This is a genomic window from Neisseria sp. HMSC067H09 (assembly GCF_001814135.1).
GTDB lineage: Bacteria > Pseudomonadota > Gammaproteobacteria > Burkholderiales > Neisseriaceae > Neisseria.
In genome coordinates, this window is sequence record NZ_KV814846.1 from 1 (window position 1) to 26,063 (window position 26,063).

20 protein-coding genes are annotated in these 26,063 nt (G+C 52.8%); 11 read left to right on the forward strand and 9 right to left on the reverse strand.

The window, feature by feature from the left end; genetic code table 11:
• Window positions 1-121 precede the first annotated feature (121 nt).
• Together ftsH and HMPREF2954_RS00325 are read right to left on the reverse strand one after the other, a co-directional pair.
• A complete protein-coding gene (ftsH, locus tag HMPREF2954_RS00320) occupies window positions 122-2,068 on the reverse strand; it encodes an ATP-dependent zinc metalloprotease FtsH (RefSeq protein WP_049225349.1) in 1,947 nt (648 codons plus the stop codon).
• 64 nt (window positions 2,069-2,132) lie between these two features.
• Window positions 2,133-2,753, reverse strand: coding sequence for an RlmE family RNA methyltransferase (locus tag HMPREF2954_RS00325; RefSeq protein WP_003762741.1), 621 nt, complete (start codon window positions 2,751-2,753; stop codon window positions 2,133-2,135).
• A 108-nt stretch (window positions 2,754-2,861) separates the two neighbouring features.
• Here HMPREF2954_RS00325 and yhbY point away from each other — a divergent pair, with 108 nt between their 5' ends.
• Window positions 2,862-3,146, forward strand: a complete 285-nt coding sequence (gene yhbY, locus HMPREF2954_RS00330; protein ID WP_019271240.1) for a ribosome assembly RNA-binding protein YhbY — start codon at window positions 2,862-2,864, stop codon at window positions 3,144-3,146.
• A 197-nt stretch (window positions 3,147-3,343) separates the two neighbouring features.
• Here yhbY and HMPREF2954_RS00335 read toward each other — a convergent pair whose 3' ends face one another.
• Complete coding sequence (locus tag HMPREF2954_RS00335; RefSeq protein WP_045074588.1) at window positions 3,344-5,566, reverse strand: TonB-dependent receptor; 2,223 nt, start codon at window positions 5,564-5,566, stop codon at window positions 3,344-3,346.
• Window positions 5,567-5,816: 250 nt separating this feature from the next.
• Between HMPREF2954_RS00335 and HMPREF2954_RS00340 the strand changes: the two genes are divergently transcribed.
• The 8 genes from HMPREF2954_RS00340 (at window position 5,817) to ruvB (ending at window position 14,316) form a co-directional block, all read left to right on the forward strand.
• On the forward strand, window positions 5,817-7,586 hold the full coding sequence (locus HMPREF2954_RS00340; RefSeq protein ID WP_045074590.1) for an ABC transporter ATP-binding protein/permease: 1,770 nt from the start codon (window positions 5,817-5,819) through the stop codon (window positions 7,584-7,586).
• Window positions 7,587-7,678: 92 nt separating this feature from the next.
• Window positions 7,679-8,989 (forward strand): DUF2130 domain-containing protein, encoded by a 1,311-nt coding sequence (locus tag HMPREF2954_RS00345; protein ID WP_045074593.1) that lies wholly within the window; start codon window positions 7,679-7,681, stop codon window positions 8,987-8,989.
• A gap of 149 nt (window positions 8,990-9,138) precedes the next feature.
• Window positions 9,139-9,546, forward strand: a complete 408-nt coding sequence (locus HMPREF2954_RS00350) for an NfeD family protein (RefSeq protein WP_045074595.1) — start codon at window positions 9,139-9,141, stop codon at window positions 9,544-9,546.
• A 102-nt stretch (window positions 9,547-9,648) separates the two neighbouring features.
• Window positions 9,649-10,608, forward strand: a complete 960-nt coding sequence (locus HMPREF2954_RS00355; protein WP_045074597.1) for an SPFH domain-containing protein — start codon at window positions 9,649-9,651, stop codon at window positions 10,606-10,608.
• Between the two features lie 348 nt (window positions 10,609-10,956).
• On the forward strand, window positions 10,957-12,192 hold the full coding sequence (locus tag HMPREF2954_RS00360; protein ID WP_045074678.1) for a multifunctional CCA addition/repair protein: 1,236 nt from the start codon (window positions 10,957-10,959) through the stop codon (window positions 12,190-12,192).
• A gap of 10 nt (window positions 12,193-12,202) precedes the next feature.
• Window positions 12,203-12,841 (forward strand): hypothetical protein, encoded by a 639-nt coding sequence (locus HMPREF2954_RS00365; protein WP_045074600.1) that lies wholly within the window; start codon window positions 12,203-12,205, stop codon window positions 12,839-12,841.
• A gap of 63 nt (window positions 12,842-12,904) precedes the next feature.
• Window positions 12,905-13,213 carry a hypothetical protein gene (locus tag HMPREF2954_RS00370; RefSeq protein ID WP_003756802.1) on the forward strand — a complete coding sequence of 103 codons (309 nt, stop codon included), beginning with the start codon at window positions 12,905-12,907 and terminating at the stop codon, window positions 13,211-13,213.
• Window positions 13,214-13,284: 71 nt separating this feature from the next.
• The gene (gene ruvB / locus HMPREF2954_RS00375; RefSeq protein WP_045074602.1) at window positions 13,285-14,316 is read left to right on the forward strand and encodes a Holliday junction branch migration DNA helicase RuvB; all 1,032 of its coding nucleotides are present in this window, start codon (window positions 13,285-13,287) and stop codon (window positions 14,314-14,316) included.
• Between the two features lie 118 nt (window positions 14,317-14,434).
• Here the strand turns inward: ruvB and HMPREF2954_RS00380 are convergent, their stop codons facing one another.
• Window positions 14,435-16,459 carry a site-specific recombinase gene (locus HMPREF2954_RS00380; protein WP_045074688.1) on the reverse strand — a complete coding sequence of 675 codons (2,025 nt, stop codon included), beginning with the start codon at window positions 16,457-16,459 and terminating at the stop codon, window positions 14,435-14,437.
• A 156-nt stretch (window positions 16,460-16,615) separates the two neighbouring features.
• Window positions 16,616-17,407, reverse strand: a complete 792-nt coding sequence (gene nadE, locus HMPREF2954_RS00385; protein WP_045074702.1) for an NAD(+) synthase — start codon at window positions 17,405-17,407, stop codon at window positions 16,616-16,618.
• Between the two features lie 474 nt (window positions 17,408-17,881).
• Here nadE and HMPREF2954_RS00390 point away from each other — a divergent pair, with 474 nt between their 5' ends.
• Complete coding sequence (locus HMPREF2954_RS00390) at window positions 17,882-19,909, forward strand: BCCT family transporter (protein WP_070442606.1); 2,028 nt, start codon at window positions 17,882-17,884, stop codon at window positions 19,907-19,909.
• Window positions 19,910-19,990: 81 nt separating this feature from the next.
• Here the strand turns inward: HMPREF2954_RS00390 and HMPREF2954_RS00395 are convergent, their stop codons facing one another.
• Window positions 19,991-22,462: a heavy metal translocating P-type ATPase gene (locus HMPREF2954_RS00395; RefSeq protein WP_045074708.1), complete on the reverse strand. Its 2,472-nt coding sequence runs from the start codon at window positions 22,460-22,462 to the stop codon at window positions 19,991-19,993.
• A gap of 419 nt (window positions 22,463-22,881) precedes the next feature.
• On the opposite strand from HMPREF2954_RS00395, the gene HMPREF2954_RS13175 reads away from it, so the two are divergent.
• A complete protein-coding gene (locus HMPREF2954_RS13175; RefSeq protein ID WP_003742273.1) occupies window positions 22,882-23,007 on the forward strand; it encodes a hypothetical protein in 126 nt (41 codons plus the stop codon).
• Window positions 23,008-23,197: 190 nt separating this feature from the next.
• On the opposite strand, the gene hflX is transcribed toward HMPREF2954_RS13175, so the two are convergent.
• The 3 genes from hflX to HMPREF2954_RS00410 all read right to left on the reverse strand — a co-directional run bounded on the left by hflX (window position 23,198) and on the right by HMPREF2954_RS00410 (window position 25,937).
• Window positions 23,198-24,388: a GTPase HflX gene (gene hflX, locus HMPREF2954_RS00400; protein ID WP_045074710.1), complete on the reverse strand. Its 1,191-nt coding sequence runs from the start codon at window positions 24,386-24,388 to the stop codon at window positions 23,198-23,200.
• 26 nt (window positions 24,389-24,414) lie between these two features.
• Window positions 24,415-25,194, reverse strand: coding sequence for a ferredoxin--NADP reductase (locus HMPREF2954_RS00405; protein ID WP_003759677.1), 780 nt, complete (start codon window positions 25,192-25,194; stop codon window positions 24,415-24,417).
• 284 nt (window positions 25,195-25,478) lie between these two features.
• Complete coding sequence (locus tag HMPREF2954_RS00410; RefSeq protein WP_003777679.1) at window positions 25,479-25,937, reverse strand: META domain-containing protein; 459 nt, start codon at window positions 25,935-25,937, stop codon at window positions 25,479-25,481.
• Window positions 25,938-26,063 lie beyond the last annotated feature (126 nt).

A 26,063-nucleotide genomic window follows, 5' to 3' on the forward strand; every position in this document is an offset into this window, starting at 1 on the left:
CTGACGCTGTTTGCTGCCGGCGGTCTGAATAATGATGGCGTCAACACGTTCCCTCCTTCCCAGTTCACTCAATCATATTAAAATAAAAACGGCAGCTTTAATAAGCTGCCGTTTCCCATATTTATGATTTATTTCCCGAGTCTTCAAAAGACTCAATCGGAGCAGATTCCTGAGCAACAGTTTGAGGTTTAGGCTCTGGTTCGGATGGTTCCGCATTATCCTGACGTATATTGTGGCTGTAATCTTTAGGCGGGCTAGGTTGTTTGCCTGCCATAATTTCCAATACTTGATCACGATCGATGGTTTCCCAATCTATCAAGGCTTTACACATGGTCTCCATTTTATCGCGGTTTTCATCAAGGATTTTGTAGGCCACCTGATATTGCTCGTCCAAAATACGGCGTACTTCAGCATCAATATCTTGTTGCGTTTTTTCGGAAATGTTTTGAGAACGGGTAACGCTGCGTCCCAAGAACACTTCGCCTTCATTCTCCGCATAAACCATTACGCCCATTTTATCGCTCATCCCATAGCGCGTAACCATTTCGCGCGCTATTTGCGTAGCACGTTCGAAATCATTGGACGCGCCGGTGGAAATACGGCCGACGAAGATGTCTTCGGCAATACGACCGCCGAACAAGATGGAAAGCTGACTCAGCATTTGGTCTTTATACATGCTGATACGGTCACGTTCGGGAAGCTGCCAAGTCAAACCGAGTGCACGGCCGCGCGGCATGATGGTCACTTTGTGAACCGGGTCGGTAAACGGCAGGCTTTCGGCAACAATCGCATGACCTGCTTCATGGTAAGCGGTCGCACGTTTTTCATCTTCATGCATTACCATGCTGCGGCGTTCGGGACCCATATAGATTTTGTCTTTGGCATCTTCAAAATCGCTTTGGTCGACTTTGGTTTTATTCCGACGGCCTGCAAACAGGGCGGCTTCATTAACCAAGTTAGCCAAATCCGCACCGGAAAAACCGGGAGTACCTCGGGCCAAAGAACCCAAATCGACAGATGCATCCAAAGGCACTTTTTTTGCGTGTACTTTCAAAATCTGTTCACGACCACGGATATCGGGTAGTGGAACCACCACTTGTCGGTCGAAACGGCCGGGACGTTGCAAGGCGGGATCTAATACGTCCGGACGGTTGGTTGCGGCAATGACGATAACGGTCTGATTACTTTCAAAACCGTCCATCTCGACCAAAAGCTGGTTCAAGGTTTGTTCGCGCTCATCATTACCACCGCCCAAACCGGCACCGCGCTGACGGCCGACAGCGTCGATTTCGTCAATAAAAATGATACAAGGGGCGTTTTTCTTCGCTTGTTCAAACATATCGCGCACGCGGCTTGCACCGACCCCGACGAACATTTCAACAAAGTCAGAACCTGAGATGCTGAAGAACGGTACGCCTGCTTCGCCTGCAATGGCTTTTGCCAACAAAGTTTTACCGGTACCCGGGCTGCCTGCCAGTAAGATACCGCGCGGAACGCGTCCGCCCAAACTTTGATAACGGCTTGGAGCTTTCAGGTAATCAACGATTTCCTGCACTTCCTCTTTTGCCTCATCGCAACCGGCAACATCGGCAAAGGTAACTTTGTTGGCATCTTTGTCCAGAAGACGGGCACGGCTTTTACCGAAAGAGAATGCGCCCCCCTTACCGCCGCCACCGCTTTGCATACGCATAAAATAAAACCATGCGCCAATCAGCAGCAATACCGGTAACAGGCTGTAAAACAGGCTGGCGAGCATGCTTGGTTTTTCTTCGGGGATAACGTTGACGCGGACTTTATTGTCCAAAAGCGTTTTAACCAAATTATCGTCCAAAGGCGCATTGGTGAAGAAAGAGGTTTTATCGGTACGCTCGCCTTTAATCAGATAACCGCTGACGACTGAGCCTTCGATATTGACATTGGCTACTTCACCGTTGTTTACCTGTTGGATAAATTGAGAGTATTCGATTTGCTGCTTGTTTTCCTGCTTGCTGGTCAGAGCATTGAACGCAGCCATCAAGCCGACGCACAAAGCAACCCAGAGCAGAATTGACTTAAAGGTATTCCCCACTTAGCCAGGCTCCATGATATAAAGATAAACGAAAGAAAGATTTTAAAACACGCTGCTTGTATTGTCAGCGTTTATTTTTTCCTAATAAATAAATCTCACTGGAACGATTGCGCGATGCCTCAGGCTTGCGCGTCTGCACCGTTCCGAAGATTTCACGCATGGCTGCCATATATTCCTGATAGCCCGCTCCCTGAAATACTTTCACCAAAAAGCTGCCGCCCGTTTTCAAATGATTGACGGCAAAGTCCAAAGCCAGTTCACATAAATAAAAGCTGCGGGCTTGGTCGGTTACGGCGTTACCCGACATATTGGGTGCCATATCGCAAATTACAAGGTCTAGCGGACGGGCGTCCAGCAGGGTTTCAAATTGCGCCAATACTTCGTCTTCCCTGAAGTCGCCCTGAATAAAAGAAACACCTTCTATTTCATCCATAGGCAGGATATCCAATGCGAACACTCGTCCTGAATTGCCGACCAGTTTTGCCGCGACTTGCGACCAGCTTCCCGGTGCGCTGCCTAAATCCGCCAAAACCGTGCCGGGTTTGATTAATTTGTCTTTTTCATTGATTTCCAGCAGTTTATATGCGGCGCGGGCGCGATAGCCGTCTTTTTGCGCCATGTGGACGTAATGATCGTTGACGTGTTCGTGAAGCCAGGCTTTTGATGATTTTGAACGTACTGCCATAATTTATTTAATGATTTAGAGAAACGCCGTATTGTACGTTATTTTCCCCCGAGATTGCGCCAAATCGCGTACAATGCCGCATTATTCTTTCTTTTCAAGCACTAGAACATGACTGACAATAAATTAAGCACCAAAGAAATTTTGGAATTGAAAGCCCGCGCCCATCACCTTCATCCTGTTGTAATGGTGGGACAGCAAGGTTTGACCGAGTCCGTTATCAAAGAAACCGATGCCGCCCTGACGGCGCATGAGTTAATCAAGGTCCGTGTATTCGGCGACGACCGAGCCGAGCGCGTTGAAATTTGCAATGCGTTGTGCGAAGCCGTCGATGCGCAACTGGTTCAGCATATCGGTAAGCTGTTGGTGTTGTGGCGTAAAAACTTGGAGGCTTGAGAAAGCGTTTGGTTCCAAACAATGAGAGGTCGTCTGAAAAACTATCAAGGCTTTCAGACGACTTTCGTTTAATAAATCTTGAAATCAGTATAGAAACAACAGCAGATTATTTATCCCTTGATATAAAAGGTCGTCTGAAAACCCTGATTGGGGATTTTCAGACGACCTTTGTCTTTGCCGGTTGGTCTATCAGGATATTAGAAATCCAATTCCGCTTTCAGCCAGTAAGTACGCGGCATGCCGACGACGGCGAAGCTGCGGTCGTATTGGCCGCGCTGTACCTGCCAGTAGTTTTTGTTGAACAGGTTTTCTACCGAGCTGCTGACGGTCAGGGTGTTTTTACCCAGTTTGGTTTTGTAGCGCGCACCTACGTCAACCAAGGTATAGGATGGGAAGGCGTATTGTTTTTGCGTGTCTTGATAAGACTTGCCGAAGTACGAAACGTTGCCGTTCAGCGTCAAGCCTTCGGCAAACGGGGTGTCCCATTCCACGCCCGCTTTGGCAATCACGCGCGGGTTGGCGACTTGTACGCCGTTAACCAAATTATCGGCGAAATTCGGATAATCTTTTACGGTCGATTGCAGATACATCAGACCGAAAGTCGGACGCAGGGTTTTGTTCAACAAGTTGGCATAGGTATTGAACTCAATACCGCGGCTGCGCTCCATGCCTTGCTCGGAACCGCTATAAGCCAAGCCTGCATTTTTGCGCGCTGCGAAATCAGTACCTGAAGTTGTGTTGCCGCGCCAGTAGCCCGGACGTTTGATTTGGAACGCGTTTAAAGTGGTTACAAAGTCGCCCCAGTTTTTGCGTACGCCGACTTCAAATTGGCGGCTGACGCGCGGATCTGCCATCGTCACATGACCGTCCTCATCGGTACGGATGTTGGACGGCTCCAAATCTTCCATATAGTTTCCGTAAACCACCAAATCAGGCTGCGGAACCCATGCCGCCATCAACATCGGGCTGAAACGGTTCGCATCCGCTTTGCGGCCGTTTAATTTGTTTTTCTGCTCGACGGCTTGGAAACGCCCGCCCAAAGTGAGTCGGTATTTGTTGTCGGCAAAACCAAGCGTGTCAGATACCGCCAAACTGTTCACTTTGATCACGGTGTCCACTGAAGGCGTTGCACTCCATGCCGTTCCTAAGTTGGAATCCAATTTTGCCAACTGGGTTGGAATATCAAGGCTCGGATCGATAACGCTGCTTCGTGTTTGACGTGCGCCTTGATAAGTGGTGCGTTTACGGTCGATACGGTCAAATGCGGCACTCCAGTTGTGACTTACCGGTCCGGTTTCAAATTCGCCGCGAGCAGTCAGATTCATACTGAGCGTTTTGAAACGCTGGTCGGTCAAACGTGCGCGACCTGAATTGTAGGTCAAACCGCTGCTTGTGACGGTAGGAGAGGCGAAATTACCGTAATAACGTGCATTGTTGTAGCCGATACCGCCTGTAATTTGGGCATTTTCAAATGCATCCCATTCGAAAGTCAGCATATTCGTTTGACCGCGCGTATTTTGAGCCTGCCAGCTCGGCGCCAGATTCACTTTGCCTTCAGGTGCGGCAAACAAGCGTCCGTTGGCGTTTTGAATGTCCTGCATACGCGCGCGGCCGCCGTTGGTTTTGCGTTTGGCGTAGATGGAGTCGAACGCCACGCGCAGTGTTTCGCCGCGGTAGTCGGCATTTAAGGCAAATTCTTTGTTGTCTTCGCTGTAACCGTGGCGCGGGGTGTCGCCGTGGCGCAGTTTGCCGTTGGCACGCACGCCGAATTCTTTGTTTTCGCCGAAACGTTGACCCAAGTCGAATGTGCCTTGTGCGCGGTTGTTGCTGAACCAGCCCAGACCGATTTTGCGGTTGCCTTCATCGGCGGCTTTTTTGGTTTCGATATTGACGGAGCCGGATACCGCGCCTTCGGGGTCCATGCCGTTTACGGCGGTGGACGCGCCTTTAATCAATTGCGCGGAGCCGACATGTACGCTGGCTGTGCCTTGCGTGCCGTACATACCTGCCAAACCGTTGACGCTGAATTGGCGCGCATCAAGCTGATAACCGCGGAAATACAAGCCGGTCAATGTGTTGCTTTCGCCGCCGAACTGCCAAACGGAAGCGTCTTTTTTCGCTACGGCATCCACTAAAGTACGCGATTCGGTGTTGTTGAGGGCTTGTTCGTCGTAGTTGACGACGGTAATCGGCGCGGTAAAGGCATTAGCTTTGCCCAATACGCCCAAATTTACGCGGTCGCGCAAGTCGCCGTCGCTGGCGATGGAGTAAGAGCGGGCGGCTTTGACGCGTTTGGCGTCGGCGCGGACATGGACTTCCTGCAACTGCTGTTGCACTGGGGCTTCGGGCGTCGCTTCATCGGCGGCATAAGAAAACGCGCTCATAATCAAAAGCGGCATCAGGGCTAATTTGCTGTTCATAGATTCCTTCTGTCTCTGAGGTGGGTTATTTTTGTTGCAATAAGCGTTAAAAATCACAAAGTAATTTTGCTGCGGAATTATATTTGATAACATTCTGCTTTTCTATAAAAAGTGATGATAACTATTTGTAAAAACAAAAATACAACATAAATCAAAACTTTTTCCATAGTAATTGTAAATTATTTTATTAAGCGGAGAATCCGGGTTTCAGACGACCCCTGCCCGCTGCCTGCCTCAAGAGACAACGCACATGCAAAAATGGCAAATCGAGCTTTATTCCACGCCGTCTTGGCTGTTACAGACCTTATTGATGGTCGCCGCCTCCTCGGCGGTAATTCTGTTTTTGGCACGCGAAACGCGCTTCGGGCGTGAGTTTGCCTATATCCTGCGCCTGTGCCTGACGCCGAAAAGCGCGGTCAAAGTATTGCTGCTGATTACGGCGATGATTGCGCTGCTGCTGACCGAAGTGCGGCTGAATGTATTGAGTACCTTTATGTCCAAAGGGCTTTACGACTCGATGCAGGATTTAAACGCCTCCGCGTTTTGGATGTTTGCAGCGATGAACGCGGGCGTGGTGTTGGTGCGGGCATTTAACAACGTCGTCAACGACTTTCTCGATCAAGGCTTGGCGATTAAATGGTCGGAGCGGCTCAATGAAGTGCTGACAACGCGCTGGCTTGCCGACAAAAACTACTACCGCCTGCAAATGCGCCGCCATGCGCCGGACAATATCGACCAGCGTATCCAACAAGACGCGCAGGATTTCATCGCCTCGACCATAGAATTTGTACGCGGCATGGTCAATTCGGTCGTTACCTCGCTGGAATTTGCCGTTGTTTTGTGGGGCTTGGCGGGCATCCTGACCGTATTTGACATCGACATTCCGCACGGCATCGTTTGGTTTGTCTATATGTTTGTGATTTTGGCGACCTTTATCGCCATGTGGATAGGCAACCCTTTGATTCGTTACAACTATGAAAACGAAAAACTCAACGGCGACTATCGTTATTCCCTCATCCGCGTGCGCGACCACGCCGAAAGCGTGGCGTTTTACAGCGGCGAACAACACGAACACGACCAGCTTGCCGACCGCTTCAAAGCCATCATCCGCAACCGTTGGCGCATCGCCCGCCAAAGCGTCTGCTTGAGCGGCTTTAACGATATGTTTACCAACGGAATCAAGCTCTTCCCCATTATTTTGCAAGCCCCGCGCCTGTTTGCCGGGCAAATCAAAATCGGCGACATCCAGCAGACCGTCCAAGCCTTCGCCCGACTGCAAAACGCCCTGTCCTTCTTTCGGATGTTCTACAACAAATTTACCGCCTACCGCGCCCGACTGGAGCGTCTGTACGGCTTTTTACTGAGTACGGAAGAACACCACAGCGCACAACAACCCGACATTACCGAAGTTTCAGACGACCTCTCGCTGGAAAACGTCGCCCTGTTCCGCCACAACGGCGAAATCCTGTTGAGCGGCATCAACGTCAACCTCAAAAGCGGCGATTCCCTGCTGATACGCGGCCCGAGCGGTTGCGGCAAAACCTCGCTGCTGCGCGCGCTGGCGGGGCTTTGGCCGTTCGGCAGCAGCGGCAAAGTCAGCCGTCCGCCGCATCAAGACATCCTCTTCCTGCCGCAACGCCCCTACACGGCGCAAGGCAGCCTGCGCGACGCGATTTGTTACCCCGACATCGACAAACAGCATCCCGAACTAGCCGAAGCCATGAATACCTGCCGCTTAGGTTATCTGATTGATAAACTGGACAAAACCGACGACTGGCAACATAAACTCTCCCCCGGCGAACTGCAACGCGTCGCCTTCGTCCGCGCCCTGCTCTCGCAACCCAAAGTCATCCTGCTTGACGAAGCCACCGCCGCCTTGGACGAACCGACCGAGGCCCTGCTCTACCGCTCCTTAAAGCAAAAACTGCCGCAGAGCATCATCATCAGCATCGGCCACCGCAGCACGCTCAACGAGTTTCACGATTTCAGTCTTGATGTCGGCAACGTAGCTTGCGATTGAATTTAAAGCGACGAGGTCGTCTGAAAACCCGCAAGGGTTTTCAGACGACCTTTCTGCTAAAATCCCACTCTCAAACAAAAGGGAAACCCGCCATGCACGAAATCAAATGCCCGCACTGCCACACCGCGTTTACCGTCAACGAAGCCAGTTACGCCGACATCCTGAACCAAGTCCGCACCCAAGAATTTCAAACCGAAATCCACGAGCGCCTGCAACAGGCGCAGATGCAGTTTCAAAGCGATATGCAGCTTGCCCAAGCGCAGGCGCAAAATCAGTTCGACAAAATCCTAGCCGACAAAAACCACGAAATCGCCGCCCTATCCAACCAAATCAACGCCTACGAAAAAGACAGCAAACTTGCCGCCGCCGAGATTGAAGGTCGTCTGAAAGCGCAAATTGCCGAGCAAGATAAATTGATTGCCGAACTGAAGGCGCAGGCAAAATCGCTGGAAACGGCGAAAAACATGGAAAAAGAGCTGGAAATCACCAAAGCCGTTGCCGAAAAAGAGCGCGAATTGGGCAATTTGAACACGCAGCTCATGCTGCAATCCAAAGAAAACCAGTTGGAAAAACAAAGCCTGCGCGAAAAATACGAAGCCGAACTCAAACAAAAAGATGAAACCATCGCCTTCTACAAAGACTTCAAAGCCAGACAGTCCACCAAAATGATAGGCGAAAGCCTCGAGCAGCACTGCGAAACCGAATTCAACCGCATCCGCACCACCGCCTTTCCACAAGCCGTTTTCTGCAAGGACAACGACGCCAAAACCGGCAGCAAAGGCGACTACATCTACCGCGAAACCGACGAAGAAGGCAACGAAATCATCTCCATCATGTTCGAGATGAAAAACGAAAACGACGAAACCGCCACCAAAAAGAAAAACGAACACTTTTTCAAAGAGTTGGACAAAGACCGCAGAGAAAAAAACTGCGAATACGCTGTACTCGTCTCACTCTTGGAAGCCGACAGCGAACTCTACAACAACGGTATCGTCGATGTGTCCTACGCCTACCCGAAAATGTACGTCGTGCGCCCGCAGTTTTTCATCCCCATCGTCTCCCTGTTGCGCAACGCCGCGCTCAATTCATTGAAATACAAACAAGAATTGGCACAAATGCGCGCGCAAAACATCGACATCACGCACTTTGAAGAAGACTTGGACAAGTTCAAAACCGATTTCGCCCGCAATTACGAACTCGCCAGCCGCAAGTTCCAAACCGCCATTGACGAAATCGACAAAACCATCAGCCACCTGCAAAAAACCAAAGAAGCCCTGCTCTCTTCGGAAAACAACCTGCGCCTCGCCAACAACAAAGCGACCGACCTGACCGTCAAAAAATTAGTGCGCAAAAACCCGACCATGAAGGCCGCCTTTGCCGCGTTGGAGAAAAAAGAGGATTGAGGTTCGTATGAAGTAAAGGTCGTCTGAAAGCGGCCTTCCCCGTTTTCAGACGACCTTTCCCGAGTCAAAGCCGTTTGAATATTACCTGCGATACGGCTATGATGAAGCCTGTCCCTATACATTTACATTGATAATGAAAGGAATCCCGCATGACCACTTGGTTTATTGCCGCTGCCGCCGTCCTGATTGTCGAGCTGTTTGTCGGTACTGTATATCTCTTGGTTGTCAGTGCGGCTTTGTTTGGCGCAGGATTGGTGTATGGGCTGACCGGTAATACTTCGATTGCCGTCGCTGCGGCAGCCGTTTTGTCCGCCGTCGGTATCTGGGTGGTACACAGTAAATTCAAAAAAACTACGCCCCGCCAAGAATTGAACGATGATTTGGACATCGGACAGACCGTTCAAATCCTCCGCCGCCTTCACGGCGATTGCTATGAAGTTTCGTATCGGGGAACGTACTGGCAGGCGCAGGCTGAAAATGCCGATGCCGTTCAGACGACCTCTACTGCCGTGATTACCGGTAAAAACGGTAATGTTTTACTCATTCGTTTAAATTGATTGATAAAATCGAAAGGAGCATCATGGGCGAATTAATTACCCTTCCTGAAAATATTCACCTATTAATATTAATTTTTGCTCTCACCGCATAAGGAAAAAACAATGGAATTTTTATACAGTTTCCCCGTCATCCTGTTGCTTGTCGTTGTAATTTTCGGCTTCAAAGCCTTTATCGTCGTGCCACAGCAGGAAGTTTACGTCGTCGAACGCCTCGGCAGATTTCACAATGCGCTGACTGCCGGTCTGAACATCCTGATTCCTTTCGTTGACCGCGTCGCCTACCGCCACTCGCTCAAAGAAGTGCCTTTGGACGTTCCCAGCCAAGTCTGCATCACCCGCGACAATACCCAGCTTACCGTTGACGGCATCATCTACTTCCAAGTAACCGACCCGAAACTCGCTTCTTACGGCTCCAGCAACTACATTATGGCGATTACCCAGCTTGCCCAAACCACGCTGCGTTCGGTTATCGGCCGCATGGAGTTGGACAAAACGTTTGAAGAGCGCGACGAAATCAACAGCATCGTCGTTTCCGCGCTCGACGAAGCGGCAGGTGCATGGGGTGTGAAAGTATTGCGTTACGAAATCAAAGACTTGGTTCCGCCGCAAGAAATCCTGCGTTCCATGCAGGCGCAAATTACCGCCGAACGTGAAAAACGCGCCCGCATCGCCGAATCCGAAGGCCGCAAAATCGAGCAAATCAACCTTGCTAGCGGTCAGCGCGAAGCGGAAATCCAACAGTCTGAAGGTGAAGCGCAAGCCGCCATCAACGCGTCAAACGGTGAAAAAATCGCCCGCATCAACCGCGCACAAGGTGAAGCCGAAGCCCTGCGTCTGGTTGCCGAAGCCAACGCCGACGCCATCCGCAAAATCGCCGAGGCAGTCCGCTCAGAGGGCGGCTCAGAAGCCGTCAACCTGAAAGTTGCCGAGCAATATGTCGCCGCCTTCAGCAATTTGGCAAAAGAAAGCAACACGCTGATTATGCCTGCCAACATCGCCGACATCGGCAGCCTGGTTTCAGCCGGACTGAAGATTATCGACAGCAACAAAGCGGCAAAATAAACCTTACGTTTTGCCACAAGGTCGTCTGAAAACGAGTGCAACGCGTTTCGCTACCATAAACAGCGGATTTCGCCAAACCGTTTTTCAGACGACCTTTATTCACATGATGGCAGACAGGATGCCCATCTGACCAAGCTTCAATATAGTGGATTAAATTTAAATCAGGACAAGGCGACGAAGCCACAGACAGTACAGACAGTACGGAACCGATTCACTTGGTGCTTCAGCACCTTAGAGAATCGTTCTCTTTGAGCTAAAGCGAGGCAACGCCGTACCGGTTTAAAGTTAATCCACTATACATTCTGATTGTTACCCAAGACCAATTCAATGACTCAGAAAACACACACCATCAAAACCTACCTCGTTGGCGGCGCCGTCCGCGATTATCTTTTGGGCTTGCCCGTCAAAGACCGCGACTGGGTGGTCGTCGGCGCTGACGCACAAACCATGCTGACGCAAGGCTTCCAGCCGGTCGGCAAAGATTTTCCCGTGTTCCTCCACCCCGACACCCACGAAGAATACGCCCTCGCCCGCACCGAACGCAAAACTGCCAAGGGCTATGCCGGTTTCAGTTTCCACGCCGACAAAGACGTTACGCTGGAGCAGGATTTGATGCGCCGCGACCTGACCATCAACGCGATGGCGCAGGATTCAGACGACCTCATCATCGACCCTTTCGGCGGACAACAGGATTTGGCGGCAGGTATTTTGCGCCACGTTTCCCCCGCCTTTGCTGAAGACCCCGTCCGCATCCTGCGCACCGCCCGCTTTGCCGCGCGCTACGGGTTTGAAATCGCCGAAGAAACCATGAAACTGATGCGGCAGATGGTAGAAAACGGTGAAGCGGACGCATTAGTCGCCGAGCGCGTCTGGCAGGAATTGGCGAAAGGTTTGATGGAAAAAAATCCCCGAAGGATGATTGAAGTATTGCGCGAATGCGGCGCGCTCAAAGTTTTGCTGCCCGAGGTCGATGCCCTCTTCGGCGTGCCGCAACGCGCCGACTATCATCCCGAAATCGACAGCGGCATCCATACCCTGATGACGCTGCAACGCGCCGCCGATATGGGGCTGAGCCTGCCCGAACGCTACGCCGCCCTGCTGCACGATTTGGGCAAAGCCAAAACCCCGCCCGAAATCCTACCCAAACACCACGGACACGACCTCGCAGGCGTCGAACCCGTGCGCAAAGTCAATCAGCGGCTGCGCGCGCCGAGACAATGCGCCGAGCTTGCCGAACTTGTCTGCCGTTGGCACATCATGTTCCACCAAGTCGGGCAATTCAAAAACAAAACCATCTTAACCGTTTTGAAAAAAACCGACGCTTTCAGACGACCCGAACGCTTCGCCGCCGCTTTAAATGTCTGCATTGCCGATACACAAGGTCGTCTGAACCGCGAAAACTCCCCCTACCCGCAACGCGCGCACTGGCTCGCCCTGCTCGAAGCCGCCAACCAAGTGGATTCGGGCAAAATCGCCGCCGAATGCCGCGCGCAGGAAAAAGCGCACCTTATCGCCGAAGAAATCGACCGGGCGCGGTTGGCAGAAATTGCTCCTTTGCAAAAAGCGTATAAGACAGAAAAATAGGAAGCTCTTAATGACATCTTCACGTTATAAAATCGAACGCGCGCCCGACGGCATTACTGTGTCTGCTCGTGTTGTACATGACTCTCAGGAAATCGGTTTTACCGCTCTATTTCTTATATTTTCCTTTGCTATTACATGCATCGCGCCGTTTTACCTTGAAGAGCATTATTTCACTGATCCAATAATAATTCTTATCCATATACTTTTTACTTTCTACCTAGTCGGCTCACTGGTTTACAGCCTTCTCTGGCAACTTTTCGTACGTGAAAACATCAAGATCCGTAACCATACCCTGTCTCATGGATACACCTTGTTCTCCATTGGACGTTGGCGTAGTTTTCCGCTATCAGAAATTTCCGAATGGCAGTTTCGTGACAATATTCCCAAAGCTCCTGTTGCAAGAGGAAGGGAAGCTGAGTACCCAAACAAAAACTACTACCAAAATGGTATAAAACAACCAAAAAACGATATCCCCAATATCTTACATATCCAAAAATGCAAACAAGGCGCATGGTCTTTCGATTATCAGGAAAAAACCATACTTATCGGCGATTTTTTTGACAGCCGTGATGCTCAGATAATCAATACTGAATTGAACAGGTTTATCCCAGCATCCGCTAAAGCCCGTCAACTTTCAGACGACCTTTGAAACAGCCGCCGCCATATCCGCTATAATCTGCCTCTCAGCTATTTCGTTACACCCATAAAAATCATGACCATTCAGACCGATTTATTGCCCAAAATCAACAACGAAGATTATCAACGCCTCATCCTCAAACACAGCGTAGAATTCAGCGAAGGCGAAATCCGCCTGCTGAACGAAATCCTCGAAAAATTCACCTTCGACGTCGTTCAGGCGCAGGCATTGGCGCAGGCAGTGATGCAGCAAGTGCGCTTCGATCCCAACGCCTACCACATCGACAGCGACGACGAAGACACCACAGGCATCTGCCCCCACTGCATCAACCCACCCATGCCGCCCCTGCGCGATTACCTCGTTTGGCGCGAAACACGCGGCTGAATCCCTTTCAAAAAGGTCGTCTGAAAACAGCAAACCGCTTTTCAGACGACCCCGAACCCACCGGAAAACCCATGCTGCAAACCGACAACCTGACCGCCGCCCAGCCCCAGCGCATCATCACCGCCCAAAGCATCTCCTCGCAGGAAGAGTTGTTCGAGCGCGCCCTGCGCCCTAAAACGCTGGACGACTATATCGGGCAAGACAAAGCCAAAGAACAGCTCGCCATCTTTATCCAAGCCGCCAAAAAACGCGGCGAAGCCCTAGACCACACCCTGCTCTTCGGCCCGCCCGGACTGGGCAAAACCACGCTGGCGTACATCATCGCCAAAGAGCTGGGCGTCAACCTGCGCCAAACCAGCGGCCCCGTCCTCGAACGCGCCGGCGACCTTGCCGCCCTTCTGACCAATCTCGAGCCGCACGACGTATTGTTTATCGACGAAATCCACCGCCTCAGCCCCGTCGTCGAAGAAATCCTCTACCCCGCGCTCGAAGACTACCAGCTCGACATCATGATAGGCGAAGGCCCTGCCGCCCGTTCCGTCAAAATCGACCTGCCGCCCTTCACGCTCGTCGGCGCAACCACCCGTGCAGGTATGCTGACCAACCCTCTGCGCGACCGCTTCGGCATCGTTGCCCGCTTGGAGTTTTATCAAAATCAAGACCTTGCCACCATCGTCAGCCGTTCCGCGCAATTACTGCAACTCGATATGGGCGAAGAAGGCGCGATGGAAGTCGCCAAGCGCAGCCGCGGCACGCCCCGCATCGCCAACCGCCTGCTGCGCCGCGTCCGCGATTTTGCCGATGTGAAAAACAACGGCGTAATTGATGCCGCCATTGCCGATGCCGCTTTAAGTATGCTGGATGTCGACGCGCAAGGTTTGGACGTCATGGACAGAAAATTCCTCGAAGCCATCCTGCACAAATTCAGCGGCGGTCCCGTCGGTCTTGACAACGTTGCCGCCGCCATCGGCGAATCCACGGACACCATCGAGGACGTTATCGAACCCTACCTCATCCAACAAGGCTTCCTGCAACGTACCCCGCGCGGCAGAATGGCCACCGAACGCGCCTACCTGCACTTCGGCTTGAAAATGGAAAAATAAGCGTATTGAAATGAAGAAAGGTCGTCTGAAACCGGATTTTTGGTTTTCAGACGACCTTTTTGTATCCATTCGAATGGAAGACTTGAGTCAGGATAAAGGCAAGTGCTTTTCTCGTAAGCTAGTGTTTGTCCTCACCCTCTTTGGCAGTATCTTTCCCGCCGTCTTTATCTGTCTGAACCGGCGTAACCGGGAAAAACAAGATCAGCGGGTTTGCCTTAATCTGCTGCCAGAAGCTTTTGCACAAATTGCCGACGCTGCCGATTTTCGTGCCGCGCGAGCGCAGGGCGACGAAGAGGGCGAGGGTGAAGCTGACGATGAGGTTGACCAAGCCGATGGCGAGGACGCTGCAAATGCCGAGCATGAATGTACCAAAGCCGACGTTGCCGCTGACAGCGGCGTAGCCTAGGTTGGCGGATGAGAAGGCAACATGGCGGATGTCCAGCGGCAGACCGAGGAGGTGTCCGAAGTAGCCGGTCATGCCCAAGAGCATACCGAAGATGAAGTTGCCGACCAGCGAGCCGTAGTGTTTGTGAATGTAGGCGGCGAGGACGCGGCGGGGTTTGGGGCGCATGATTTTGCGCAACAAGGGATTGAAGGGCAGGCGTTGGCGCAGGTTGAGGTAGTCGGCACGGTTGTCGAAGAAGCCTGCGATGATGCCGGAACAGAACAGCCACAAGCCTGCGATGGCGGCATACCATAGCGTTGGATGACCGATAATGTCTATGGATTTGAACTGGTAGGCGGTGGTGTGGGCATCGAGTATGGGCTGTTGGTGCAGATGGGCATAGCCGAACGATATGGCGCACGCCAAGAGGATGGCGATGGAAACGTTGCCGAAGACGGCGACGCTTTGGGAGCGGCATACGTCGATAAGGAGCTTGGCGAGCTTGTTGTCCACCGCTTTGCCGCCTTCGTTGAGATCGACTTGTTCGGCGAAGCTGGCGGCGGTCATGGCGGGCTGCTTGGTGGCGACGGTGCAGTGCAGCATATGGATGAGCATGAAGCCTATGCCGTAGTTGAGCCCTGACAGCAAGGAGGTAACGAAGGGGCTGAAGCCGAGTGTGCCGATGTGGATTTTGTGCAATGCCATCAGGGCGATGATGACGCCGCCACCCGCCGCGGAGTAGAACATTTTGAAATATTCTTTGCGGTTGCGGGTGATGTAATGCTCGCCGTGGTGGCTTTTGTTTTCGGTAATGCTGCGGGCGAGCATGCGTATGCTGCTGCGGCGCAGGTGGCGGGTACTGTATTGCTCGACCGCAGCGTAGATGAGGGAGTTCATCAGGGTAATGGTCAGGCGGTTGCGGTTGCCGGCATCGGTTTGGATGTCGGTGAGCAGTTTCAGGCGATCTACGGTCTGCTGGAGCCGTTCGAGCAGGTGGGCGACTTTGACGGACGAGCCTGAACCTGCGCCCGTCCCTTTTCGGCGCAGATAGTCGATTTGACTGCAACATTGGTCGAACATGACTTCGAGGTGGGCGGTGTCGTAAGGGGTGGTGTCGTTGCGGTAGTGTTCGACCAGTTTGGCGGTTTCGCGCTGGAGTGCGACGAAGGGCGAATCGGCTTCGAGCAGGCGCGGGGCGATGCGGATGAGGTCGGGTTCGATGGCTTCGGAGGCAATCCAAATGGCCAGCATTTCGATGGCACGCAGGCGGGCGTCAACCAACTGGCGGCAGGCGTTTTGCAGCAAGGCGGGATCGGCGCTGGTGCGGATCAGGTCGTACAGGCTCAACCATTGGCGGATGCTGAGGGTTTGCAGCCATTTGTCGTCGTTTTCGGAGTGGAAAAGGTAGAGGAACACTTCACGCAGGTTGGCAAAGTCTTTGTAGGACGGGCTGAAGCGTTCGTAGATGCGTATGCCCATCTCGCGGGTAAAGCTGTGGCGCGAGAAGATGCCGAGTTTGATCAGCGCGGGATAGATGTGGACTTGCGAGAGCCAGTGGTAGAAGCGTCCGCTGAAATTTATTGCAAGTTCTTCGTCTTGTTTGAGCGTGGCGATAATCAGGTCGAAGCGTTCTGCCGCCTGTTTTTTGCCGCCGCGCCGCAGGAATTTGATTAAGGCGTTGAGGATAAGGACGAAATCGGTGTCGGTCAGGCTTTTGGAAAGTAAGGGATGTAGATTTTGGTGAGTAATTTTTTCCATTGCGGTATTTTTACACAAAACGGCGGGTTTGATAAGTTCGGGTAATTTATGCAACCTGCTGTAAGCACATTCGATATTTTGGAGCAATGTTTGACGATTTCAACCCTCTTTGTTTTGAAAAGGTCGTCTGAAAACCGTTTTCAGACGACCCCTTGTTTATTTCAGCATCTCTTCGGGGATTTTGCAGACGGGAATCGGATTGACTTTGTGTTGCATGGCTTTGTGCAGGCGGGCGTAGATTTCCAAGACTTCGCGCTGCCTGCCTTCAAAATCTTCGGGACGGTGCGTACCGTAAACGCTCATTGCCCATTCGAGTTCGGGATAGCTTGCGCCCATCTGTTCTTCGTCCGTGCGCTCGGTATCCCAAAGCCCGTCGGTCGGCACGGCTTTTTGGATGGACTCGGCGATGTCCAGTTCGCCGGCAATTTGATAAATCTGCGTTTTGGTCAAATCGGCAATCGGGCTGATGTCCACGCCGCCGTCGCCGTATTTGGTGAAGAAGCCCACGCCGAAATCTTCGATTTTGTTGCCCGTACCGGTAACCAGCAAACCGTTTAGCTGACCGTAATAATAAAGCGTCAGCATCCGCAGGCGGCTGCGGGCGTTGGCAAGCGCAAGCTGTTTGGCGGGGAACTCGGTTTCATCGACCTCGACATCGGCGGCAAAGGTATCGAAAGTCGGCGTCAAATCCACGCGCATCCCGCTGACGTTGGGAAACGCCTGCTCCAACCGGCGGATGTGTTCCTGCGCGCGGCTGACTTGGTCGGCTTTTTGGCGGATGGGCATTTCAAGCAGCAGAACCTTCAGCCCCGTCCGTGCCGCGATGGCGGAAACGACCGCGGAATCGATACCGCCGGAAACGCCGACGACAAACCCTTTGGCGTGTGCGGCGGCGGCATAGTTTTTCAGCCAGTCGGCAATATGGCGGATAACGGCTTGGGTCTGCATAGTCAGGCTCCTGATTTGAAAGGGGGAATCATACCCGATTTTGAGAGGCTACGGCATACGGACGGGTCGTCTGAAAATCGGTTTCGCAGCTTTCAGACGACCTTCCCCCTGTTTTCATCAGCAATAAAATCCTGCTGAAATTTCGCACAATCTTTCCCAATTTGAAACAATCCCCTGATTTTGTTATTATTCCTTCAAACAAAGAAATAATCATCATCCATTTTGTCTCACCCGGCCCTCATTACGGCTCATTCATCTGTGCGTTTTTACTCTCTTTTTCCCTTGTTTTTCATCCGGCAGGACGGTTTAAACGCCATTCGTTTTTTGTCTGCGTTTTATAGTGGATTACCAAAAATCGGGAAAGTCTCGGACCCTGTCCGACAGACCACGTTTTATTCCTAGTTTTTGTTAATCAACCATATACAGCCTTGCGCCCGTATCCGCCTGCCTCACCACCCCAAAGGAGGTCAAGGTTTGTCTTTATTTCATTTCTTACGCAACCGCTCTTCGTTCAATCCCTTCGTCGTTTCCGTTACGCTGTCCTTCGTGCTGCTGGTCATCGGCATCGCGCTTTTGATTCCGCAGCAGGCAGAAACCGTCCTCAATGCCGCCAAAACGGGCATTTTCAAAAACTTCAGTTGGTTTTACATCTTGGCGTTTTCAGCCTTCTTCTTCTTCCTGCTCGCACTTTCGGTCAGCAGCTTCGGCAACATCAAGCTGGGCAGCAACGAAGAAGAGCCTGAATTTAGCTTTTGGTCTTGGCTCGCCATGCTGTTCGCGGCGGGTATGGGCGTCGGATTGATGTTTTTCGGTGTCGCCGAACCGCTCACCCATTATCTGTCCCCCATCACCGAAGGCGGCAGCGGCGCAAGGCAGCAGGACGCGTTGCTCCACACTCTCTTCCACTGGGGCGTACATGCCTGGTCGGTTTACGCCGCCATGGCGTTGGCGCTCGCCTATTTCGCTTTCCGCTACAAACTCCCGCTTTCTCTGCGTTCCTGCTTTTATCCGCTGTTGAAAGAGAAAATCGACGGTAAGGCAGGCGACATCATCGACATACTTGCGCTGGTCGCCACCCTGTTCGGCATCATTACCACGCTTGGTTTCGGCGCGGCGCAGTTGGGTGCGGGCTTGGCACAAATCGGCTGGATAAGCGAAAACACCTTTTCCGTACAAACCATCGTGATTTTCGCCGTCATGGGTTTGGCGGTCGCCTCCGCCGCCTCCGGCATAGGCAAAGGCGTCAAAATGTTGAGCGAGATGAACTTGACCCTTGCTTTTGTACTGATGGTTTTCGTCCTCGCCACCGGCCCGACCCTCCACCTGCTCTCCGCCTTCAACGACAACCTCGGCACTTACCTGAGCAACCTCGTACAACTCAGTTTCAAAACATACAGCTACGAACAAAACCATACCGAATGGTTCGGCGGCTGGACCATCTTATACTGGGCATGGTGGTGTTCTTGGGCGCCTTTCGTCGGACTCTTCATCGCCCGCATCTCGCGCGGACGCACCATACGCGAATTCATTTTCGGCGTTTTGGCGGTTCCCTCCCTATTCTGCGTCATCTGGTTCACCATTTTCGGCGACACCGCCATCTGGATTAACGACCACACCGCAGCAGGCGCATTGGGCGAATTGACCGGCACACCCGAAAAACTCCTCTTCCGCTTCCTCGAATACCTCCCCCTGCCGACCCTCACAGGGCTTGTCAGCCTCATGGTGATCGCCCTCTTCTTCATCACCTCCGCCGACTCCGGCATTTACGTCCTCAACAACATCGCCTCCCGCGACAAAAGCGTGGCCGCCCCGCGCTGGCAGGCAGTGATGTGGGGGCTGTTGATGTCTGCCGCTGCCATCGTCCTTTTGCGCTTCGGCGGACTGCCCACCCTGCAAACCATGACCCTCATCGTCGCCCTGCCTTTCGCCCTGCTCATGCTGATCATGTGTTTCAGCCTATGGCGCGGATTAAACGCCGACCACAAATACTTCACGACCGCCGTCACCCCCTCCAGCGTCTATTGGAGCGGCGACAACTGGCAGGACAGGCTCGAGCGTATGCTGAACCAAACGCAGGAACAAGACATCCTCAAATTCCTCAAAACCACCGCCCTGCCCGCCATGCGCGAACTGAGCGAAGAGTTGTCCGACAAATACAGCCTGAGCGTCGACATCCAAACCCACTTCGACCGCGAAGAGCCCGCTGTCGAATTCACCATCCACAAAGAGTCCCTGCGCGACTTCATGTACGGCATTAAAACCATCAAGCGCGAAGTGTCCGAACAGCTTATCAAAGACGGCCACCTCCCGCACATCCGCCACAACGTCACCTACGAGCCCTACACCTACTTCTTCGACGGCCGCAGCGGCTACGACGTGCAATACATGAACCGCCGCGAACTCATCGCCGACATCCTCAAGCAGTACGAGCGTTACCTCAACCTCCTGACCGATGTCGGACAAGAACTCATGTCGCACCAGCAAACCGAATTGGCGGAATAAGTTTTGTTTGAATAAGTTGCAACCAAGGTCGTCTGAAAACCCCAAATCCGGTTTTTCAGACGACCTTCCTCTCCAAACCACCTATTTCCTCTTCTTCAACAGCCTCAACGCATTGCCCACTACAAACAGCGAGCTGAGGCTCATGCCCAATGCGGCGATCCAGGGTTTGACGTAGCCTAGTACGGCAAGTGGGACGGCGATGATGTTGTATGCGCTTGCCCAGGCGAGGTTTTGGCGGATGATTTCGCGTGTGCGGCGGGCTTGGGCAATGGTGGCGGGCAGGATGTTCAAATCGTCGTTGAGCAAGACCAGATCGGCGCCGTCGCGTGCGACATCGGCGCCTGCTGCAACGGCGGCGGATACGTCGGCTTGGGCGAGGACAGGGGCATCGTTGATGCCGTCGCCGACCATCAAAACTTTTCTGCCCTGTTTCTGCAAGTCTTCAACATAGGCGAGTTTGTCTTCGGGCGTGGCTTCGGCGCGGTAGGTGTCCAAACCGAGCTCCTGCGCGACTTGTGCGACGGCATTGGTGCGGTCGCCGCTGAGCAGGTGGGTGCGGATGCCTTGTTGTTTGAGGATGTCGAGCATGGCGGCGGCGCTGTCTTTGATTTGGTCTTCGAGTAGGAAGATTGCTTGGAAGCCGCTTTGGTTGCCGAGGAACACCATGCTGCCTGCGTATTCGATGTTGGCGGCTTGGCCAGGCAACACGCCGGCTATTCCGGCGACGAAATCGGCGCGTCCCAATGCCCAAACTTGGGTTTCGTCTTTATAAGTCATTTGCGCGCTGACTCCTTGTCCGATGCGGTTGACGCGTTGGGAAACTGTGTATTCGGGCGCATGGGCGGGGTCGTCTGAAAGCGTGTGGTTCAAGATGGCGCGGGCGATGGGGTGTTCGGATTGATGTTCCAAGGCTTGTGCGGCGGCAAGCGCTTCTGCTGTTTTCAGACGACCTAAGGGGATGATTCGGCTGACGGACAGTTGTCCTTTGGTCAGCGTGCCGGTTTTGTCGAACACGACATCGTCGATTTGCGCGAGCGTTTCGAGGCTTTGTTTGCCGCTGATTAACACGCCGTCGTCGGCAAGCGCGCCTGTGGAGGCGGCAAGCGCGGTCGGCGTGGCAAGCGAAAGTGCGCACGGGCAGGTAATAACCAGCAGCGCTACGGTAATCCACAAGGCGGTTTGCGCGTCGGCATACCATGCCCAGCCGATGAAAACGGGGATGGCAAGCAGCAGCTCGCCAAACACGAAGCTGGAAGCGTATTTCTCGGCAAGCTCGGCGGCGCGCGGTTTTTGGGCGAGCGCGCGGTCGAGCAGTTTGACGATGTGCGACAGGCGCGTGTTGTTGCCGGTGCGGTCGGTTCGGATAACAAGCGGGCTGCCCGTATTGAGCGTGCCTGCGGTAACGTTTTCAGACGACCTTTTGACGACGGGCAGGCTCTCGCCCGTCAGCATGGCTTCGTCCACTTCGCTCTCGCCGGACAACACCGTGCCGTCCACAGGAATGACTTCGCCGGGTTTGACGACGATCACGTCGCCCGCCTGAAGCTGTACAACCGCCGCTTCTTCGATTTCCTCGCTGTCGGGATAAGACGGAAGGCGGTGGCAGAATGCAGGAACGAGTTTCACCAGCCGCTCCGCCGCATCCCCCGCCCTGCGCCTTGCGATTTGTTCCATAAACCGCCCGCCCAGCAGGAAAAACAGCAGCATGGCGATGGATTCGAAATACATCCCCTGCCCCGCATTGACGGCAAGGCTGTAAATACCCGCGACAAAGGTCATCACGACCGCAATCGCAATCGGCGTATCCATGCCGACGCGGCGGTTTTTCCAATCGCGCCACGCGCCGCGGTAAAACGGCAACGCACTGTAAAACACGACGGGCAGCACCATCAAAAAGCCGCCCCAGTGCAGGATTTCCAAAAACAGCGGCTCGATATCGCCGCCGTAAAGATAAGTCGGCACGGCAAACATCATCGTCTGCATCATGCCCAAACCCGCCACCGCCAGCCTGACGATAAACTGTTTGCGCTCTTTCTGCGCCTGCGCCTCGACTTTTTGCGCATCATAAGGCGCGGCGGTATAACCCGTTTTGCGGATTTTCAAAAGAATGTCCGACAGCGCGATTTTGCCCTCGTCCCACACCACGCGGCAGCGGTGCGTACTGTAATTCAAATCCACGCGCACCACGCCCGCCGTCCGCAAAAGCTGCTGCTCAATCAGCCATACGCACGCCGCGCAAGTAATGCCGCCCAGCATCAACACCGCCTCGCGTTCATCACCTTCCCCGACCTCGACAAAATCCGCCTGCACTTCGGGCAAATCGTACAATTTCAGTTGCGACAACACTTCCGGCGGCGGCAGTTCGGATTTTTCCGCGTCGGCGGTACGTTGTTTGTAATAATTGCCCAAACCTGCATCAATAATGCTCTGCGCCACCGCCTGACAACCCGCGCAGCAGGTTTCATGGTCTTCATTTTCGTAGCGGACGGTCAAATGGAGGTGTTCGGGGACTTCCAGACCGCAATGGAAACAGGTTCTTTCCGTTTGATTCATAATATGTGCCTGATGGTGTGCCGGCAGATGGTTTGCCGTTTCAAACTTGGATTTAAAATGTTTAGAAATGTAAACTTTATTAAAGTGTCGCTTTTTAGCAGATTTTTAAAAATATTTTACAAAACGTTTATTTTAAAACAATTTGCATATTTTTATTACTTTTATTTATATTTTTCAATAATATAACCGCTCATCAACAGACGAACGGTTACGTTCTGATACCGCATATCGTGCGAATTTACCGATTATTTTAATGTAAAAATGGAACTTTTTTGAAAAAACGCACTACATTTTTGTTGACCGACTCAATTTGAAGCTGCATACTATGCGCATATTCCGTACAAACAGTGCGGTAAAAAACACAAAACATTACGCTTTTACACAAAAATTTCCATTAACTACTTACTCGGGAAAACATCATGATTGACCGCCTGCTACCTATTTTTGCCGTTATCGGCATCCTGTCCAGCGTCGCCTACCTGAGCTTGGCGGCATGGATGATTTACGAAAACGTTATGAAAAAACGCCGCCTCCTTCCTTTCTAAGCGGTAAACCCTTTAAACGGCCGTTTGGAAATAAAGATAAACCCTCCCTGATTTATCTTTGTTTTCCAAACGGCCTTTATTTTTCAGACGACCTTTTGAAACACACGGCGGCAAATACACCGGATTGAAATCGAAATCCGCCCCGCCTCCCTTCCCATTGAGAAACAACAGCAGTCAAAACATCCTGTTTTTATTCGGCTTCGCAGTTTTCAGACGACCCCTTGCCGCCGTTTTCCAACGCCCGTTCAATCATCGCCTCGCGCAAAGCGTCCAAGCCCAGACTTTTCGTCACCGAAATATTCACACCGACGGCGCGTCCCGAATTGTCCCGCAACACGCCCGCATCGCGCACGCCTTCCGGCAGCAGGTCGATTTTGTTGTACACGACAAGCTGCGGCACTTCATGCGCGCCGATTTCCTCCAAAACCACATTCACATCGTCCATCTGCCGCTCGAAATCGGGATTGGACGCATCAACGACGTGCAGCAACACATCCGCCAAAGCCGTTTCCTCCAGCGTCGCCGAAAACGCCGACACCAGCTTGTGCGGCAAATCGCGGACGAAACCGACCGTATCCGTCAGAATCACGCCCGCCTCGTGCGACAGGAACAAACGCCGCGCCATCGTATCCAGCGTGGCAAAAAGCTGGTCTTTCGCCAACACGTCCGCCTTGGTCAGACGGTTGAACAGGCTGGATTTGCCCGCGTTGGTATAGCCGACGATGGCAAAGGTTTTCAGACGACCCTCCATCCGCGATTTGCGGCGCGTGGCACGTTGTTTTTTCACTTGCGCCAACTGTTTTTTCAACGCCGTGATTTTCTGCCCGATCAAGCGGCGGTCGGTTTCCAACTGCGTCTCGCCCGGCCCTTTCAGACCGATACCGCCCTTCTGGCTCTGCAAATGCCCGTAGCCGCGCACCAGCCGCCCGCTCAAATGGTTCAACTGCGCCAGCTCCACCTGCAATTTACCTTCCTGCGATTGGGCGCGTTTGGCAAAAATCGCCAAAATCAGACCCACGCGGTCGAGGACGCGGCATTGCAGGATTTTCTCCAAATTGCGCTCCTGCGTCGGCGTCAATTCATGGTTGAACACCGCCAAGCCGATGTCGTGCAGCTTCACCGCCGCCGCCAGCTCTTCCGCCTTACCCGTGCCGACGAAATAAGCCGTATGCGCCTTGTCGCGCTTGGCGGTTTCCCGCAACACCAGCTCGCCGCCTGCCGCCGCGACCAATTCCGCCGCCTCGTCCAAGGTCGTCTGAAAAGTCCGCTCGCGCACTTCGTTCGCGCCCGAATAATCCGCGCTCAACATCACCCCGACCAGCATCACGCGTTCGGGTTGCTCCAAAGATTTGTCGACGGGGAAAATGTTGCGTTTGGACAAGGAAAATCCTTTCGTTTTCAGAGGGCTCAAAACCCGTTTTCCATCATAATTTCGCCCGGGATGCGGTTGCGGTGCATGGCGAAGCCCAAGTCCATCAGGGCTTGGAATGTGTCTTTGACCATGGCGGGATTGCCGCAGACCATAAAGCGCGTATCCGCTTTGGTGAACTTGAATCCCGCGTATGTTTCGAGGCTGCCGTCTTTCAGCAGTTCGGGAATGCGCTTGCCGCTCAACGCGCCTTCGGTTTCCTCGCGCGTGGTAATGGGGACGAAGCGGAATTTGTGGAAATATTCGCCAATCAGCGGATGGTCTTTCAACGCTTCAACACGTCGTCTGAAAATCAGTTCATCGGCGAAAGAAACCGAGTGCGCCAAAATCAAGCGGTCGAAACGCTGCCAGATTTCGGGTTGCTCGATGATGGAGAGGAAAGGCGCGATGCCCGAACCGGTGCAGAGCATGACCAAGTCCTTGCCGTCGGGGAAGCGTTCGGGCAGGAGGAAGCCCGTAGCGGTTTTATCGAGCAGGATGGTGTCGCCCTCTTTCATGGCGGCAAACCGCGCGGACATGGGGCCTCCTTCGATCAAGACGGCAAAATATTCGAGCGTGTCGGCGTATTCGGCGGACACGACGGAATACGCGCGCCAGATAAAGCCTTCGCCGTCGCGAAACCCGAGCCGCGAAAACTGTCCTGCCGAGAAGCGGTAGGATTCAGGGCGGCTGATGGCAAAAGTCATCAGTTTGGGCGTATGGTGTTTAATCCACAAGACTTTTTCTTCGGTAAACTTGGCTTCGGGCGAGGCTGCCATAATGGGATTCCTTGTGTGTGCGGGATGGAAAATGGAAGGTATAGTAGATTAACTTTAAACCAGTACGGCGTTACCTCGCCTTAGCTCAAAGAGAACGATTCTCTAAGGTGCTGAGGCACCAAGTGAATCGGTTCCGTACTATATGTACTGTCTGCGGCTTCGTCGGTCTTGTCCTGATTTAAATTTAATCCACTATATTATACCCGTTCGCTTGACGAAAGGTCGTCTGAAAACCTGATTGTCCGGTTTTCAGACGACCTTGAAGCGGAACTGAAACTCAAATTTTACGGCTGACGGCGCAGGCGCATGGTCTTGCCGTTTTGCTCCAAAATCAAATCATTGCCGTCGAAACGATAGTTCCACACGCTTTTCATGTTCAAGAAAGCCTCTTCCAGCTTCATGTCTTCACACAGCATCATCGTCGTGGCAATCGGACCAAAATCAATTTTGCCCGCTCCGGCTTCCTGCGCTTGAAGCGTCAAATGATTGCAACCCATCTTGCCATGCGCCTTGGGCATTTTGCTCAAATCCAAAAAAGCCGTTCTGCCCGCCAAATCTTTTTCGGTGAATTTGTCGAAAGAAACCACAAACCATTTCGCTGCCAAAGCCGGCGTTGACGCTTGACGCGGTTCGGATGGTTTTTCAGACGACGTGACAGGTTGGGACGGCTGCGGTTTTTCAGCAGGCGAAGTACAGGCGGTCAGAATGATTGCAGTCATAAGGGTGGGGATCAGGGTTTTCATGATTTTGCCTTTCTAACGTGAGGTCAGCTAAAAGGTCGTCTGAAACCGCTTCAGCAAAACCCGCTACGCACTTTTCAGACGACCTCTTGATCTTTATAGTCAATTAAAATCAAAATAGGACACTAG

Coding starts and splice junctions, on each gene's coding strand:
- HMPREF2954_RS00405 (WP_003759677.1), bottom strand. CDS start 25,194: ATGGCAGCCTCGCCCGAAGCCAAGTTTACCGAAGAAAAAGTCTTGTGG.
- HMPREF2954_RS00365 (WP_045074600.1), top strand. CDS start 12,203: ATGACATCTTCACGTTATAAAATCGAACGCGCGCCCGACGGCATTACT.
- HMPREF2954_RS00340 (WP_045074590.1), top strand. CDS start 5,817: ATGCAAAAATGGCAAATCGAGCTTTATTCCACGCCGTCTTGGCTGTTA.
- HMPREF2954_RS00380 (WP_045074688.1), bottom strand. CDS start 16,459: ATGGAAAAAATTACTCACCAAAATCTACATCCCTTACTTTCCAAAAGC.
- HMPREF2954_RS00335 (WP_045074588.1), bottom strand. CDS start 5,566: ATGAACAGCAAATTAGCCCTGATGCCGCTTTTGATTATGAGCGCGTTT.
- HMPREF2954_RS13175 (WP_003742273.1), top strand. CDS start 22,882: ATGATTGACCGCCTGCTACCTATTTTTGCCGTTATCGGCATCCTGTCC.
- HMPREF2954_RS00355 (WP_045074597.1), top strand. CDS start 9,649: ATGGAATTTTTATACAGTTTCCCCGTCATCCTGTTGCTTGTCGTTGTA.
- HMPREF2954_RS00325 (WP_003762741.1), bottom strand. CDS start 2,753: ATGGCAGTACGTTCAAAATCATCAAAAGCCTGGCTTCACGAACACGTC.
- ruvB (WP_045074602.1), top strand. CDS start 13,285: ATGCTGCAAACCGACAACCTGACCGCCGCCCAGCCCCAGCGCATCATC.
- HMPREF2954_RS00370 (WP_003756802.1), top strand. CDS start 12,905: ATGACCATTCAGACCGATTTATTGCCCAAAATCAACAACGAAGATTAT.
- HMPREF2954_RS00395 (WP_045074708.1), bottom strand. CDS start 22,462: ATGAATCAAACGGAAAGAACCTGTTTCCATTGCGGTCTGGAAGTCCCC.
- nadE (WP_045074702.1), bottom strand. CDS start 17,407: ATGCAGACCCAAGCCGTTATCCGCCATATTGCCGACTGGCTGAAAAAC.
- HMPREF2954_RS00410 (WP_003777679.1), bottom strand. CDS start 25,937: ATGAAAACCCTGATCCCCACCCTTATGACTGCAATCATTCTGACCGCC.
- yhbY (WP_019271240.1), top strand. CDS start 2,862: ATGACTGACAATAAATTAAGCACCAAAGAAATTTTGGAATTGAAAGCC.
- HMPREF2954_RS00350 (WP_045074595.1), top strand. CDS start 9,139: ATGACCACTTGGTTTATTGCCGCTGCCGCCGTCCTGATTGTCGAGCTG.
- HMPREF2954_RS00345 (WP_045074593.1), top strand. CDS start 7,679: ATGCACGAAATCAAATGCCCGCACTGCCACACCGCGTTTACCGTCAAC.